Origin of the sequence: Enterobacter cloacae complex sp. FDA-CDC-AR_0132 (assembly GCF_003010695.1) — a bacterium.
GTDB classification, from domain to species: Bacteria; Pseudomonadota; Gammaproteobacteria; order Enterobacterales; family Enterobacteriaceae; genus Enterobacter; species Enterobacter ludwigii.
Genome location: NZ_CP027618.1, coordinates 3014829 through 3030203 on the forward strand (window position 1 = coordinate 3014829; position 15375 = coordinate 3030203).

Consider the following 15375-nt stretch of genomic DNA (forward strand, 5'->3'; position numbering starts at 1 on the left):
CACCTTTTAAACCAGCCCAAACAGCGTCAACAGCAGGTCGATAACCTTGATACCGATGAAGGGGACAATCAGCCCACCCAGCCCGTAAATCCACAGGTTGCGGCGCAGCATGGCGGCCGCGGTCAGCGGTTTATAGCTCACCCCTTTGAGCGCCAGCGGGATCAGGAAGACAATAATCAGGGCGTTAAAAATAACCGCACTGAGAATGGCTGATGCTGGCGAGTGCAGATGCATCACGTTCAGCGCATTAAGCTGCGGATAGGTGGCCGCAAACGCCGCGGGAATGATGGCAAAGTATTTTGCGACGTCGTTGGCGATACTGAACGTTGTCAGTGAACCGCGCGTCATCAGCATCTGCTTACCGATGTGCACAACTTCAATCAGCTTGGTCGGGTTCGAGTCGAGGTCGACCATGTTGCCCGCCTCTTTCGCCGCCTGGGTACCGGAGTTCATGGCCACCGCCACGTCGGCCTGCGCAAGGGCTGGGGCATCGTTGGTGCCATCACCCGTCATCGCCACCAGGCGGCCTTCCGCCTGATACTGACGAATTAACGCCAGCTTGGCTTCAGGCGTTGCCTCCGAGAGAAAATCATCCACGCCTGCTTCGGCAGCAATCGCGGCGGCGGTCAGACGGTTGTCCCCGGTGATCATCACCGTTTTGATCCCCATTTTCCGCAGCTGGGCAAAGCGCTCTTTGATCCCGCCTTTTACGATATCCTTCAGCGAAATCACCCCCAGCACATGTGCCCCTTCAGCCACCACCAGCGGCGTCGCGCCCTGACGTGCCACGCTCTCGACCAGGTTGTCCACTTCTGGTGGGAAATGACCATTGTTGGCTTCAATATGGCGACGAATTGCGTCGACGGAGCCTTTACGGATCATGCGGTCCTGAATGTTGATGCCGCTCATTCGGGTTTGTGCCGTGAAGGGAACGAAAGTCGCATGGAGACTCTGAACGTCGCGCTGGCGCAGGTTAAAGCGCTGCTTGGCGAGGATCACGATACTGCGGCCTTCCGGCGTTTCATCGGCGAGCGAAGAGAGTTGCGCCGCATCCGCCAGCGTTTTTTCATCCACGCCGGGGGCAGGTAAGAACTCTGACGCCTGGCGGTTACCGAGGGTAATTGTCCCGGTTTTATCCAGCAGCAGAACGTCTACATCCCCTGCGGCCTCTACCGCACGTCCGCTGGTCGCGATGACGTTCGCGCCCAGCATACGGCTCATACCGGCCACGCCGATGGCCGACAGCAGCCCCCCGATGGTGGTCGGGATCAGGCAGACCAGCAGCGCCACCAGGACGGTGGTGGTGACCGCGGTACCGCCGTAAGCGGAGAATGGCCACAACGTGGCGGTTGCCAGCAGAAAGACAATTGTCAGCGCCACCAGCAGGATGGTCAGGGCAATTTCGTTTGGTGTTTTACGACGCTGCGCGCCTTCCACCATGGCAATCATACGGTCAAGGAAGGTTTCACCCGGGTTGACGCTACACTGGATCACCAGCCAGTCGGAGAGAATGCGTGTCCCGCCCGTTACGGAGGCGAAATCACCCCCGGATTCACGTATGACGGGAGCGGATTCCCCGGTGATGGCACTTTCATCTACCGACGCGCCGCCTTCGATGACTTCACCATCGCAGGGGATAATGTCCCCGGCTTCGACCAGCACCACGTCACCTTTACGCAGTTCATCTGCCGGGACATGGTCCATCTGGGCACCGTATTTCGGTTCGCGTAATTTGCGCGCAAAAGCGGTCTTTTTCACCCCTTTGAGGCTATTGGCCTGCGCTTTGCTGCGGCCTTCCGCCAGCGCTTCCGCAAAGTTGGCAAACAGTACGGTGAACCACAGCCACAGGCTGATAGCGCCGGTGAACATCGCATTCCCCTGCAGATGACCCGTTCCCATGGCAATTGCCAGCGCGGTGGTGAGTAAACTCCCTATCCAGACGATAAACATCACCGGGTTGTGCCACTGCACGCGCGGGCTCAACTTTTTCACCGCATCCATGAGGGCCTGTCGAACTAACGACGGTTCGAACAGGGCCATTTGTTTACGACTCATGACAAATTCTCCGCAAAATCAGCGTAAAGAGAGGTATTCCGCGACCGGGCCTAACGCGAGGGCGGGGATAAAGGTCAGGGCACCGACCAGCAGCACGGTACCGGCCAGCAGTCCGATAAACAGCGCGCCGTGGGTCGGCAACGTCCCGCTGGTGGTCGGTTGAATTTTTTTGCTCACCAGCGACCCGGCAATCGCCAGCACCGGCACAATGACCCCGAAACGGCCCACGAACATGCAGAACGCCAGCAGACAGTTCCAGAACGGTGAGTTAGCGCTTAAGCCTGCGAAGGCACTACCGTTATTGTTAGAAGCAGAAGAGACGGCATAAAGCACTTCGCTAAAGCCGTGGATGCCAGGGTTGAAGATGCCGCTGCGTCCGGCCTCCGTCATCAGTGCCAGTGCGGTACCAGCCAGCACGAGGGCGGGGGTGACCAGAATCGCCAGCGCGGTTAACTTCATCTCACGGACATCGATTTTTTTGCCCAGATATTCCGGGGTGCGACCAATCATCAGACCCGCAATGAACACCGCCAGCAGAACAAACAGCAGCATGCCGTAAAGACCCGAGCCTACGCCGCCGAACACCACTTCACCAATCTGCATCAGCCACATCGGGATCATGCCGCCCAGTGCTGTGAAGGAGTCGTGCATAGCATTGACCGCCCCGCAGGATGCCGCCGTCGTGACCACGGCATAAAGGCTGCTGGCGAGAATGCCAAAGCGGCTCTCTTTCCCTTCCATATTCATGGTGCCGTCAGCGCCCAGCGTCAGGAAATGCGGGTTACCTTGCCATTCGGCCCACATCACCAGCGCAACACAGACGACAAAGATGAGCGACATGGTCCAGAGCAGGGTGCGGCCCTGACGACGATCGTTCACTACATCGCCAAAAGCAAAGCACAGCGCTGCGGGAATCAGGAAGATCGCCAGCATTTGCACAGCGTTGGTCAGTGCCGTTGGGTTTTCAAACGGATGCGATGAGTTGGCATTGAAGAAACCGCCACCATTCGTACCGAGCATCTTAATGGCTTCCTGTGAGGCCACAGGCCCCATCGGCAGAAGCTGTTTTGCCCCTTCAAGCGAGGTATAAGGGGCGTAAGGCAGCAGGTTTTGCAGCGTACCTTGCTGAATAAAGAACAGCGCGATGAGCAGAGCAATCGGAAGTAAGACCCACAGAGTAATGCGCGTGAGATCAACCCAGGCATTGCCCAGCGTACCCATATTCTGACGTGCAAACGCACGCGTCAGCGCGAAGACAACCGCGATACCGCTGGCTGCTGAGAGGAAATTTTGTACGGTTAATCCCACCATCTGGCTGAAGTAGCTCAGCGTGGTTTCGCCGGCGTAGGATTGCCAGTTGGTATTGGTGACAAAGCTGACGGCCGTATTCAGCGCAAGATGCCAGGACAGGCCCGGTAACTGTTGCGGATTCAGCGGCAGGCTACCCTGCAACATCAGCATGACAAAGAGCGCGACCAGTCCAACGATATTCAGCAGCAGAATAGCGACCAGATACTGACGCCAGTTCATCTCCTGATCGCGTATTCCCAGTACGCGCCAGATCCCTTTTTCGATACTTCCCGTACCCGGTAAGGACACGTTGTTGATCAGCCGCGCGAGCCCCGTTCCCAGCGGTCTGGCAAGCACCAATAAGACCAGTAAAAAGCTGGCTATAAGTAAAAACGCCTGAGCAGCCATCAGAAGGCCTCCGCATTAATCAGGGCGTATACCAGATAACCCAATAACAGGAACACCAGCACGATGCCGGTAATCAGACCTGCACTCACAATCCACCTCCGAGTGACATTTGTATTTGTGTTAACGGTAGGATTTATGGCGCAAAGATTTCGCAAAAATCGGCAGGGTGGGTGTAAAAAAAGTATAAAAATGGAAAAGGCACAATTTAACTATTGGTAAGTAAATCGTTAACTTTTTTGTAACTTACTTACGGCGGAAATGTAAATATTCACTAAATGGATGAAAATAACTGGTCTGATGAGTAGTAAAATTACAAACAAAGCGGTATTATTTTAGCCAGATCACAGATTTCAAATTTTCCGGAGCATGTTTCCGGCCAACTATAGGGGAGAAAATATGGATCTTTATAAAGCGTATCCGGCTCATATCGTTTTCATGCGTCGCACTTTCGCCGTAGTGGCTGGCGTGCTGGCCCTGCCGGTGATGCTCTTCTGGAAAGACCGCGCACGTTTTTATAGCTATTTGCACCGCGTCTGGGCCAAAACCAGCGAGAAGCCGGTGTGGATGGATCAGGCCGAGAAAGCGACCTGCGATTTTTACTGATACGAAGACGACACACAGCAATAAAAAAAACCGCCTACAGCAATGTGGCGGTTTTTTTTATTCCTCAGGGTCCGCGGTCCGTTGGGCCGTTTTTGGGCTCTCGTCAGAGCGTGTGTCCACCGACTTATCACCAGTGGTGAACGGTGGAGCGGTTAGCAGCAGGGACCGCATGATGAAACGCTCTTTTTGCATTGCGTTCATTATCGCCAGCGTACTCGTGGTAAGACGTGATGAACCGACACTGTTTATTGCTTTTACCATGCTGGCGCAGGACACGTAGCGTTAAGGCCGCCCCGGGCGGCCTTTTTTATTTCATCGCGTCTACACTTCATGGCAAAGTAGATAAAAGCCAGCCGCATTTTCTCTTTAGTGGCATGGCCTTACGGACATAATGGATAATTGACAGGAGTTTTATGCCCACCCATCTGGTTTGGTTTCGCGCGGACCTGCGCGTACATGACAATCTCGCCCTTGCGGCTGCCTGCCGCTCCCCGGAAGCCCGCGTGCTGGCGGTGTTTATCGCCACCCCCGGGCAGTGGCAGCAGCATGCTATGGCACCACGCCAGGCGGCTTACCTCAGCTCACATCTGAATGGTTTGCAGTGTTCGCTTGCCGAAAAAGGGATCCCGCTCATTTATAAAGAGGTCAGTGACTTCTCCGCGCAATGCCAGGCTGTGAAGGCAATCTGTGAGCAGTACGATGTCACCCACCTTTTTTACAACTATCAGTACGAATTCAATGAACGTCAGCGGGATCGTCAGCTGGAGAAAATCCTGCAGGGTGTAGAGTGTCAGGGTTTTGATGACAGCGTCATGCTGCCGCCGGGCAGTGTCATGACCGGCAACCACGAGATGTATAAAGTCTTTACGCCGTTTAAAAATGCCTTCATTAAAAGACTGAAGGAGGCACTGCCGGAATGCGTGGCTGCACCCACCGTGAGGGGAGAGGCCATAACGGAGATACCCCAGCGGGAGTTTGACTATCCGCAACAGGCGTTTGATGAGACTCTGTTCCCGGCTACCGAAAAAAACGCTATCGCGAAGCTGCGCCAGTTTTGTAAAGCGGGGGCTGGCGATTACGACGCGCGCAGAGATTTTCCCGCGACTGAGGGCACCAGCCGTTTATCGGCCTGTCTGGCACTGGGCGTGCTCTCTCCGCGCCAGTGTCTGCATCGTCTTCTGGCGGAACAACCGCAGGCACTGGACGGGGGGCCCGGCTCCGTCTGGCTTAACGAACTTATCTGGCGCGAGTTTTATCGCCATTTGATGACGTATCACCCTGATTTATGTAAGCATCGACCGTTTATACCCTGGACTGATAACGTAAACTGGCAACACAACGAGAGCCACTTACAGGCCTGGCAGAAAGGCGAAACGGGCTTCCCGATTGTTGATGCCGCGATGCGCCAGCTCAATGAAACCGGATGGATGCACAATCGGCTGCGAATGATTACCGCCAGCTTCCTGGTGAAAGATCTGCTTATCGACTGGCGTGTCGGGGAGCGGTATTTTATTTCTCAGCTGATCGATGGCGATCTGGCGGCGAATAACGGCGGCTGGCAGTGGGCGGCGTCCACCGGAACCGACGCCGCGCCCTATTTCCGTATTTTTAATCCTGCCACGCAGGGACAAAAATTTGATGCAGACGGCGAGTTTATCCGCCGCTGGTTGCCCGCGCTGAGCAATGTCCCTGCAAAAGCGATCCACGACCCGTGGGCATGGGCGGATAAACAGGGTGTGAAGCTCGATTATCCCCGTCCGATTGTTGACCATAAACAGGCGCGTGTCGCCACGCTGGCGGCGTACGAGGCCGCCCGCAAAGCTTAAGAGAGTGATGATGAAAAACAGCGAACTGGAAAGCCTGATTAACGAAAAACTGAACAGCGCCTCCTTCAGCGATTACGGCCCGAACGGCCTCCAGGTTGAAGGACGCGAAACGGTGCAGAAAATTATCACTGGCGTGACGGCAAGCCAGGCGCTGCTGGACGAAGCCGTCCGTCAGGAAGCGGATGCCGTTATTGTCCATCACGGTTATTTCTGGAAAAACGAAGCACCGATCATTCGCGGTATGAAGCGAAACCGCCTGAAAACGCTGCTGGCAAATGATATCAACCTGTACGGTTACCATCTGCCGCTGGATGCGCACCCGGAGCTGGGCAATAACGTACAGCTCGCGCAGCTGTTGGGGATTACCGTAATGGGTGAAATTGAGCCGCTGGTGCCCTGGGGAGAGCTGGCCATGCCGGTGCCCGGCCTGGAGCTGGCTTCCTGGATTGAAGCGCGTCTGGGACGCCGTCCGCTCTGGTGCGGTGACACCGGTCCGGATACGGTGAAGCGGGTTGCCTGGTGTACTGGTGGTGGTCAGGGCTTTATTGACAGCGCGGCACGCTTTGGTGTCGACGCCTTCATCACTGGAGAAGTGTCCGAGCAGACCGTCCATTCGGCGCGTGAACAAGGTCTGCATTTTTACGCGGCAGGTCACCATGCCACCGAGCGTGGCGGAATTCGCGCCCTCAGTGAATGGCTGACCGAAAATACCGATCTGGATGTCACGTTTATTGATATCCCTAACCCGGCCTGATGAGAGGTATCTGAGTGCAGCGAGCGCGTTGTTATCTTCTGGGGGAAACGGCAGTGGTTCTGGAGCTGGAACCGCCAGTGACCCTTGCCACGCAAAAGCGTATCTGGCGGCTAACGCAGCGCCTGGCCGATGTGCCTGAAGTGGTTGAAGCGATTCCGGGTATGAATAACATCACCGTGGTGCTGCGTAATCCGCATACGCTGGCGCTGGATGCTATTGAACGTTTGCAGCGCTGGTGGGAAGAGAGCGAGGCGCTGGAGCCGGATTCCCGGACAATTGAGATCCCGGTGGTGTATGGCGGCGAGCATGGACCCGATCTTGGCGTGGTGGCGGAACACTGCGGATTAACGGAAAAGCAGGTGGTTGAATTGCACGCCTGCGTTGATTACGTGGTCTGGTTCTTAGGTTTCCAGCCGGGCTTCCCCTATCTGGGGGGGCTCTCACCGCAGTTGCATACGCCGCGTCGCGCCGAACCCCGCCTGAGCGTGCCGGCGGGCACGGTGGCTATCGGTGGTGAACAGACCGGCATTTATCCTCTGACGTCACCGGGGGGCTGGCAGCTTATCGGGCATACGTCCAGGCCGTTATTTGAACCAGGGCAGGAGGTTCCCATACTCCTTCGTCCCGGCGATACCCTGCGCTTTATCCCGCAGAAGGAGGGGGTATGTTAACGCTGATTCGCGCCGGGCTTTACACGTCCGTACAGGATGCCGGCCGCTTTGGCATGCGTCAGTCGGGCGTGAGCTACTGTGGTGCGCTGGACAGGCCTGCGCTGGAGATTGCTAACGTGCTGGTGGGCAACCCTGGCAGCACGGCGGCACTCGAAATTACGCTTGGCCAGTGTGTGATTGAATTCGGCGAGGAGACCTGGTTTGCCTTAACCGGGGCCGCCTGTGACGCCGAGCTGGATGGCAAAGCGGTCTGGACAGGCTGGCGGCTGCGAGCGAAAGCCGGGCAGCGTCTGACCCTCAAACGTCCTGTGCACGGCGTGCGAAGCTATCTTGCGGTCGCAGGAGGGATTGATGTGCCAGAGGTTCTGGGTTCATCCAGTACCGATCAGAAAGCCGGCATTGGCGGTCATGAAGGGCGCCTGCTGCGTGACGGCGATCGTCTGGCGGTTAAACCCTCAACGCGCCACTTCTCAACGGCCCAGGGGGTAAAACAGCTGTTATGGACCAACCAGATCCGTGCCTTACCGGGGCCGGAATATCAGGAGTTCGATGAAGTCGCTCAGGAGACGTTCTGGCGTTCGCCGTGGAAGATCAGCCCGCAAAGTAACCGTATGGGATACCGCCTGCAGGGGCAGCCATTGACCCGTACGACAGATCGGGAATTGCTCTCACACGGTTTATTACCTGGCGTCATTCAGGTGCCGGGTAACGGTCAGCCGATCGTGCTGATGAACGATGCGCAAACAACGGGGGGATACCCGCGTATTGCCTGCATCATTGAAGCGGATCGCTACCATCTGGCGCAAATTCCTCTCGGACAGCCGATTCATTTTGTGCAATGTTCGCTGGAGGAGGCGCTGAAGGCACGCCAGGATCAGCAGCGTTATCTGGAACAACTGGCATGGAGGCTCGATGGCAAAGATTGATTTAAACGCCGATCTGGGTGAGGGCGGAAGTGCCGATGCTGAACTGATGACGCTGGTCTCTTCGGTCAATATTGCCTGCGGGTTTCACGCGGGTGACGCGCAAACCATGCTGGTCAGCGTGCGTAATGCGATTAAGCACGGCGTGGCGATAGGGGCACATCCCAGTTTTCCTGACAGGGATAATTTTGGCCGCACGGCAATGGATCTCCCTCCTGAGACGGTGTATGCCCAGACGCTCTATCAAACGGGCGCGCTGGAGGCGATTGTGCGTTCCCAGCAGGGCGTGCTGCGCCATGTGAAACCCCACGGCATGCTCTACAATCAGGCGGCCAAAGATCCGGCTCTCGCGGATGCCATTGCCCGCGCGGTGCGGGACTGCAACCCGCAGCTCATCCTGGTGGCGCTGGCGGGGAGCGAGCTTATTCGCGCCGGACAGCGGCTGGGGTTAACCACCCGTCAGGAAGTTTTTGCTGACAGAGGGTACCAGCCGGACGGCAGCCTGGTTCCCCGTTCACTGCCCGGTGCGCTTATTACCGATGAATCACAGGCGCTGGCGCAAACGCTGGCGATGGTATGTGAGGGGTCGGTAAAGGCAATTGATGGTTCAACGGCCAGAGTCCAGGCGGATACGGTGTGTTTACACGGTGATGGTGAGCATGCGCTGCAGTTTGCACGCCGCTTACGGGCGGCCTTTGCGGAGCAGGGTATTCTCGTGAGTGCATGACATAACGATAAGGACAGAAAAATGCCTGAAGGCCCGGAGATCCGCCGTGCTGCGGATAGCCTCGAGGCGGCGATAAAGGGCGAACCGCTGACGGATGTCTGGTTTGCTTTTCCTCAACTGAAACCGTTTGAAGCCCAGCTGGTGGGGCAGACGGTGACGCACATTGAAACGCGCGGCAAAGCGCTGCTCACGCATTTCTCCCATAACCTGACGTTATATAGCCATAATCAGCTGTACGGCGTTTGGCGCGTGGTGAAGGCAAACGAGCAACCGCAAACTACCCGCGTGCTGCGCGTCAGGCTACAGACGGCAGACAACGCGATTCTGCTCTACAGCGCATCCGATATCGAAATGTTAACGCCAGAGCAGCTGCTCACTCATCCGTTCCTGCAGCGCGTCGGGCCGGATGTGCTGGATATGAGCCTGACCCCGGGCGAGGTGAAAGCCCGTCTGGTATCACCTCGGTTTCGTAACCGACAGTTTTCCGGACTGTTGCTCGATCAGGCGTTTCTGGCTGGATTAGGAAATTACCTGCGGGTGGAAATCCTCTGGGAAGTGGGCCTGGCGGCGCAGCATAAGGCATCGCAACTCAGTGATGAACAGCTGGAGGCGTTATCCCACGCACTGCTGGATATCCCGCGCCTGTCGTACAACACGCGTGGCGTTGTGGATGACAACAGGCACCATGGGGCATTGTTCCGCTTTAAGGTGTTTCATCGTGAAGGGAAGGCGTGTGAACGGTGCGGCGGGTTAATTGCGAAAACCACGCTGTCGTCGAGACCGTTTTACTGGTGTCCGCACTGCCAGAAGTAAAATGAAAACGGTAACCCAGGGGGTTACCGTTTTTAATGTCTTCACTCTCTCGGAGTAAGAGAGAGATGGGGTGAGGACATCAGGCCACACCCCGTTAACATCAGCGTTTGATGTCAGACTTAAAATCACGCTGCTCGTAGCCAGTATACAGCTGACGAGGACGGGCGATTTTCATGCCTTCGCTGTGCATTTCGTTCCAGTGCGCAATCCAGCCAACGGTACGTGCCATGGCGAAGATCACGGTGAACATGGAAGACGGAATGCCCATCGCTTTCAGAATAATGCCAGAGTAGAAATCGACGTTCGGGTAGAGTTTCTTCTCGATGAAGTACGGGTCGTTCAGCGCGATGTGCTCAAGCTCCATCGCCACTTCCAGCAGATCGTCTTTTGTACCCAGCTCTTTCAGCACTTCGTGGCATGTTTCACGCATAACGGTAGCGCGTGGGTCGTAGTTTTTGTACACACGGTGACCGAAGCCCATCAGACGGAAGGAGTCATTCTTGTCTTTCGCGCGACGCACGAATTCAGGAATGTGCTCAACGGAGCTGATCTCTTCCAGCATCTTCAGTGCCGCTTCGTTCGCGCCGCCGTGCGCCGGTCCCCACAGGGAGGCGATACCCGCAGCGATACAGGCGAACGGGTTCGCGCCTGAGGAGCCTGCGGTACGGACGGTGGAGGTGGAGGCGTTCTGTTCGTGGTCGGCGTGCAGGATCAGAATACGGTCCATCGCACGTTCCAGTACCGGGTTCACTTCGTACTCTTCACACGGCGTGGAGAACATCATGCGCAGGAAATTACCGGCGTAGGAGAGGTCGTTACGTGGATAAACAAACGGCTGGCCGATGGAGTATTTGTAACACATCGCTGCCATTGTCGGCATTTTGGACAGCAGGCGGAACGCCGCGATATCGCGGTGACGTGGATTATTCACGTCCAGCGAGTCGTGGTAGAACGCTGCCAGCGCACCGGTAATACCGCACATCACCGCCATTGGGTGAGAATCACGACGGAAAGCATGGAACAGACGGGTAATCTGCTCATGAATCATGGTGTGACGGGTCACGGTGGTTTTGAATTCATCGTATTGTGCCTGCGTCGGTTTTTCGCCGTTCAGCAGGATGTAGCACACTTCCAGATAGTTGGATTCGGTGGCTAACTGATCGATGGGGAAGCCGCGATGGAGCAGGATACCTTCGTCACCATCAATGAAGGTGATTTTGGATTCGCAAGATGCGGTAGAGGTAAATCCAGGGTCGAAGGTGAATACACCTTTAGAACCCAGCGTACGGATATCAATAACATCCTGACCGAGCGTGCCTTTTAGCACATCCAGTTCAACAGCAGTGTCACCATTTAGGGTGAGCGTTGCCTTTGTATCAGCCATTTACGGTCTCCTTAGCGCCTTATTGCTTAAGACTGCCAATTACCGGATTTGCATTCTGCTGATTTCTCACCGTTACCAGTTTGTTATTTGGCTTACCGCTCAGCTCACGAGGAGAAACCAGGGTACAGAGCTATGGCGCCTTGCAGGTAAAAACATGAAAAATCAGTGAAACAACAGCAAATCAGTGTCTTCGCAGTCCGAATTATTCAAACCTGTATATCACTAATAACTGTCCTGATAACTTCGGTCAATACCATCACACTGTTACATAACTATTTGTCAGGTGAAAGTGAGACCTCATAACTTTTGCGCATTATATGCCTTTTCTGATGACGTTTGTAACAATATTGTTTAACATTTGTCAAATCAGATGATTAAAAATTAAAAAGATGTTGTTATCGTGACCCTGATCACTGTTCCAGAGAAAACCCGACAAACTGTATGTAGGTTAATTGTAATGATTTTGTGAACGGCCTATACTGCCGCCAGGTCTCCGGAACACCCTGCAATCCCGAGCCACCCAGCGTTGTAACGTGTCGTTTTAGCATTTGGAAGCAATGTTTTGCATGACGCGCAGTTATAGAAAAGGAACGCTGTCTGACCCGCATCGCAGTCCGGAGGAAGGAAACAATAAGAACAGCATGTGGGCGTTATTCATGATAAGAAATGTGAAAAAACAAAGACCTGTCAATCTGGATCTCAAAACGATCCGGTTCCCTGTAACAGCAATAGCGTCCATTCTGCACCGCGTTTCTGGTGTGATTACGTTTGTGGCGGTCGGCATTCTGCTGTGGTTACTGGGTACCAGCCTCTCTTCTCCTGAAGGATTCCTCCAGGCCTCTGCCATCATGAACAGCTTCTTCGTGAAATTTATCATGTGGGGCATTCTGACTGCGCTGGCGTACCACGTTGTTGTGGGCATTCGTCATATGCTGATGGACTTTGGCTACCTGGAAGAGACTTTCGAAGCCGGTAAACGCTCCGCTAATATTTCATTTGTATTGACTGTCGTGCTTTCACTTCTCGCAGGAGTTCTCGTATGGTAAGCAACGCCTCCGCATTAGGACGCAACGGCGTACATGACTTCATTCTGGTCCGTGCTACCGCCATCGTTCTCACCCTTTATATCATCTATATGATTGGTTTCTTCGCGACCAGCGGCACGCTGACGTGGGAAATCTGGAGTGGGTTCTTCGGATCTGCCTTCACCAAAGTGTTCACCCTGCTGGCTCTGTTCTCCATCCTTATTCATGCCTGGATTGGTATGTGGCAGGTGTTGACCGATTACGTTAAACCACTGGCGATTCGCCTTCCTCTGCAGCTGGTCATTGTCGTTGCACTGGTGGTTTACGTTATTTATGGATTCGTTGTGGTGTGGGGTGTGTAATGAAACTGCCAGTCAGAGAATTTGATGCTGTTGTGATTGGTGCTGGTGGCGCAGGTATGCGTGCAGCACTGCAAATTTCCCAGAGCGGCCAGACCTGTGCGCTGCTCTCTAAAGTCTTCCCGACCCGTTCCCACACTGTCTCCGCGCAGGGCGGTATTACCGTTGCGCTGGGCAATTCCCATGAAGATAACTGGGAATGGCACATGTATGACACGGTCAAAGGTTCCGACTACATCGGCGACCAGGATGCTATCGAATATATGTGTAAGACTGGCCCGGAAGCGATTCTGGAGCTGGACCACATGGGTCTGCCGTTCTCCCGTCTGGAAAATGGCACCATTTATCAGCGTCCGTTTGGCGGCCAGTCGAAAAACTTCGGCGGCGAGCAGGCGGCACGTACCGCAGCTGCGGCTGACCGTACCGGTCACGCACTGCTGCACACGCTGTATCAACAGAACCTGAAAAACCACACGACTATTTTCTCCGAGTGGTATGCGCTGGATCTGGTGAAAAACGCCGATGGCGCCGTTGTGGGTTGTACTGCCCTGTGTATTGAAACCGGTGAAGTGGTCTACTTCAAAGCGCGTGCTACCGTGCTGGCGACCGGCGGTGCAGGCCGTATTTATCAATCTACCACCAACGCCCACATCAACACCGGTGACGGCGTAGGTATGGCTATCCGCGCCGGCGTACCGGTGCAGGATATGGAAATGTGGCAGTTCCACCCAACCGGCATCGCCGGTGCCGGCGTGCTGGTAACAGAAGGCTGCCGTGGTGAAGGGGGTTACCTGCTGAACAAACACGGCGAGCGCTTCATGGAGCGTTATGCCCCGAATGCGAAAGACCTGGCGGGTCGTGACGTGGTGGCGCGTTCCATCATGATCGAAATCCGTGAAGGCCGCGGCTGTGACGGCCCATGGGGTCCACACGCGAAGCTGAAACTCGACCATCTGGGTAAAGAGGTTCTGGAATCACGTCTGCCAGGCATTCTGGAGCTGTCTCGTACCTTCGCGCACGTCGATCCAGTGAAAGAGCCTATCCCGGTAATCCCAACCTGTCACTACATGATGGGCGGTATTCCGACCAAAGTGACCGGCCAGGCGCTGACCGTGAACGAGCAGGGTGAAGACGTTGTTATCCCGGGCCTGTTTGCCGTCGGTGAAATTGCCTGCGTATCCGTACACGGTGCAAACCGTCTGGGCGGGAACTCCCTGCTTGACCTGGTGGTATTTGGTCGTGCTGTAGGTCTGCATCTGCAAGAGTCTATTGCCGAGCAGGGTGCGCTGCGTGATGCCACCGACGATGAAATTGATGCGTCGCTTGAGCGTCTGAACCGCTGGAACGGCAACCGTAATGGTGAAGATCCGGTGGAAATCCGCAAAGCGCTGCAGGAATGTATGCAGCACAACTTCTCGGTATTCCGTGAAGGGGATGCGATGGCCAAAGGTCTTGAGCAGCTGAAAGCGATCCGCGAGCGTCTGAAAAATGCCCGTCTGGACGACACATCCAGCGAGTTCAATACCCAGCGCGTTGAGTGTCTGGAGCTGGATAACCTGATGGAAACGGCGTTCGCTACCGCGATGTCGGCAAACTTCCGTACCGAGAGCCGTGGCGCGCATAGCCGCTTCGACTTCCCGGATCGTGACGATGAAAACTGGCTGTGCCATTCCCTGTATCTGCCAGAGTCGGAATCCATGACGCGTCGTAGCGTCAATATGGAACCGAAACTGCGTCCGGCGTTCCCGCCGAAGATTCGTACTTACTAATGCGGAGACAGGATAATGAAACTCGAATTCTCAGTTTATCGTTATAACCCGGATGTAGATGATGCTCCGCGTATGCAGGATTACACCCTGGAAGCGGAAGAAGGCCGTGACATGATGCTGCTGGATGCCTTAATCCAGCTGAAAGAAAAAGATCCGACACTGTCGTTCCGTCGCTCATGCCGTGAAGGCGTTTGTGGCTCTGACGGTGTGAACATGAACGGTAAAAATGGTCTGGCCTGCATCACGCCAATTTCAGCGTTGCAGCGCGCGGGCCAGAAAATTGTTATCCGTCCTTTGCCAGGTCTGCCAGTCGTTCGTGATTTGGTGGTAGACATGGGGCAATTCTATGCACAATATGAGAAGATTAAGCCTTACTTATTGAATAATGGGCAAAATCCACCGGCTCGTGAGCACTTACAGTCTCCTGAGCAGCGTGAAAAACTCGACGGTTTGTACGAGTGTATTCTCTGTGCATGTTGCTCGACCTCTTGCCCGTCGTTCTGGTGGAACCCGGACAAGTTTATCGGCCCGGCCGGTCTGCTGGCTGCCTATCGCTTCCTGATCGATAGCCGCGACACCGAAACCGACAGTCGTCTGGAAGGACTGAGTGATGCTTTCAGCGTATTCCGCTGCCATAGCATCATGAACTGCGTCAGTGTATGTCCTAAGGGACTGAACCCGACGCGCGCCATCGGCCATATTAAGTCGATGCTGCTGCAGCGCAGTGCATAAGTAACAGGAGGGGAGCGTTGTTCCCCTCACCCTGAC

At 55.2% G+C, this 15375-nt stretch carries 15 protein-coding genes; 11 read left to right on the top strand and 4 right to left on the bottom strand.

Annotated elements, in window-relative coordinates; translation table 11 throughout:
- Nucleotides 1-6: 6 nt before the first annotated feature.
- Genes kdpB through kdpF form a run of 3 tightly spaced genes read right to left on the bottom strand, consistent with a single transcriptional unit; the run spans nucleotide 7 to nucleotide 3842 of the window.
- Nucleotides 7-2055, bottom strand: coding sequence for a potassium-transporting ATPase subunit KdpB (gene kdpB / locus AM379_RS14485; RefSeq protein ID WP_014169157.1), 2049 nt, complete (start codon nucleotides 2053-2055; stop codon nucleotides 7-9).
- A gap of 18 nt (nucleotides 2056-2073) precedes the next feature.
- Nucleotides 2074-3753, bottom strand: coding sequence for a potassium-transporting ATPase subunit KdpA (gene kdpA / locus AM379_RS14490; RefSeq protein ID WP_020884973.1), 1680 nt, complete (start codon nucleotides 3751-3753; stop codon nucleotides 2074-2076).
- Entirely contained in the window at nucleotides 3753-3842 is a 90-nt protein-coding gene (gene kdpF, locus AM379_RS14495) for a K(+)-transporting ATPase subunit F (protein ID WP_015386886.1), read from the bottom strand. Before kdpF ends, kdpA begins: the two co-directional genes overlap by 1 nt.
- Nucleotides 3843-4149: 307 nt before the next feature.
- On the opposite strand from kdpF, the gene AM379_RS14500 reads away from it, so the two are divergent.
- The 7 genes from AM379_RS14500 (at nucleotide 4150) to nei (ending at nucleotide 10070) form a co-directional block, all read left to right on the top strand.
- Entirely contained in the window at nucleotides 4150-4356 is a 207-nt protein-coding gene (locus AM379_RS14500; RefSeq protein ID WP_014883027.1) for a YbfA family protein, read from the top strand.
- A 413-nt stretch (nucleotides 4357-4769) separates the two neighbouring features.
- Entirely contained in the window at nucleotides 4770-6182 is a 1413-nt protein-coding gene (phrB, locus tag AM379_RS14505) for a deoxyribodipyrimidine photo-lyase (RefSeq protein ID WP_106503840.1), read from the top strand.
- Between the two features lie 10 nt (nucleotides 6183-6192).
- On the top strand, nucleotides 6193-6936 hold the full coding sequence (locus AM379_RS14510; protein WP_020884971.1) for a type 2 GTP cyclohydrolase I: 744 nt from the start codon (nucleotides 6193-6195) through the stop codon (nucleotides 6934-6936).
- A 14-nt stretch (nucleotides 6937-6950) separates the two neighbouring features.
- The gene (pxpB, locus tag AM379_RS14515; RefSeq protein ID WP_014169163.1) at nucleotides 6951-7607 is read left to right on the top strand and encodes a 5-oxoprolinase subunit PxpB; all 657 of its coding nucleotides are present in this window, start codon (nucleotides 6951-6953) and stop codon (nucleotides 7605-7607) included.
- Nucleotides 7601-8533 carry a 5-oxoprolinase subunit PxpC gene (pxpC, locus tag AM379_RS14520; RefSeq protein WP_032677695.1) on the top strand — a complete coding sequence of 311 codons (933 nt, stop codon included), beginning with the start codon at nucleotides 7601-7603 and terminating at the stop codon, nucleotides 8531-8533. Before pxpB ends, pxpC begins: the two co-directional genes overlap by 7 nt.
- Nucleotides 8520-9257, top strand: coding sequence for a 5-oxoprolinase subunit PxpA (pxpA, locus tag AM379_RS14525; protein WP_073395766.1), 738 nt, complete (start codon nucleotides 8520-8522; stop codon nucleotides 9255-9257). The genes pxpC and pxpA overlap by 14 nt, the downstream gene beginning before the upstream one ends.
- Before the next feature lie 21 nt (nucleotides 9258-9278).
- A complete protein-coding gene (gene nei / locus AM379_RS14530) occupies nucleotides 9279-10070 on the top strand; it encodes an endonuclease VIII (RefSeq protein ID WP_032677697.1) in 792 nt (263 codons plus the stop codon).
- 100 nt (nucleotides 10071-10170) lie between these two features.
- Here the strand turns inward: nei and AM379_RS14535 are convergent, their stop codons facing one another.
- Complete coding sequence (locus AM379_RS14535; RefSeq protein ID WP_014169167.1) at nucleotides 10171-11454, bottom strand: citrate synthase; 1284 nt, start codon at nucleotides 11452-11454, stop codon at nucleotides 10171-10173.
- A gap of 641 nt (nucleotides 11455-12095) precedes the next feature.
- On the opposite strand from AM379_RS14535, the gene sdhC reads away from it, so the two are divergent.
- From sdhC to sdhB, 4 genes are read left to right on the top strand one after another with little or no spacing between them, the layout of a single operon-like run.
- Nucleotides 12096-12500, top strand: coding sequence for a succinate dehydrogenase cytochrome b556 subunit (gene sdhC, locus AM379_RS14550; protein WP_025204654.1), 405 nt, complete (start codon nucleotides 12096-12098; stop codon nucleotides 12498-12500).
- Nucleotides 12494-12841: a succinate dehydrogenase membrane anchor subunit gene (sdhD, locus tag AM379_RS14555; protein ID WP_010428702.1), complete on the top strand. Its 348-nt coding sequence runs from the start codon at nucleotides 12494-12496 to the stop codon at nucleotides 12839-12841. The genes sdhC and sdhD overlap by 7 nt, the downstream gene beginning before the upstream one ends.
- On the top strand, nucleotides 12841-14607 hold the full coding sequence (gene sdhA, locus AM379_RS14560) for a succinate dehydrogenase flavoprotein subunit (protein WP_014883036.1): 1767 nt from the start codon (nucleotides 12841-12843) through the stop codon (nucleotides 14605-14607). Before sdhD ends, sdhA begins: the two co-directional genes overlap by 1 nt.
- Before the next feature lie 15 nt (nucleotides 14608-14622).
- Nucleotides 14623-15339, top strand: coding sequence for a succinate dehydrogenase iron-sulfur subunit SdhB (gene sdhB / locus AM379_RS14565; protein ID WP_014169170.1), 717 nt, complete (start codon nucleotides 14623-14625; stop codon nucleotides 15337-15339).
- Nucleotides 15340-15375: the final 36 nt, after the last annotated feature.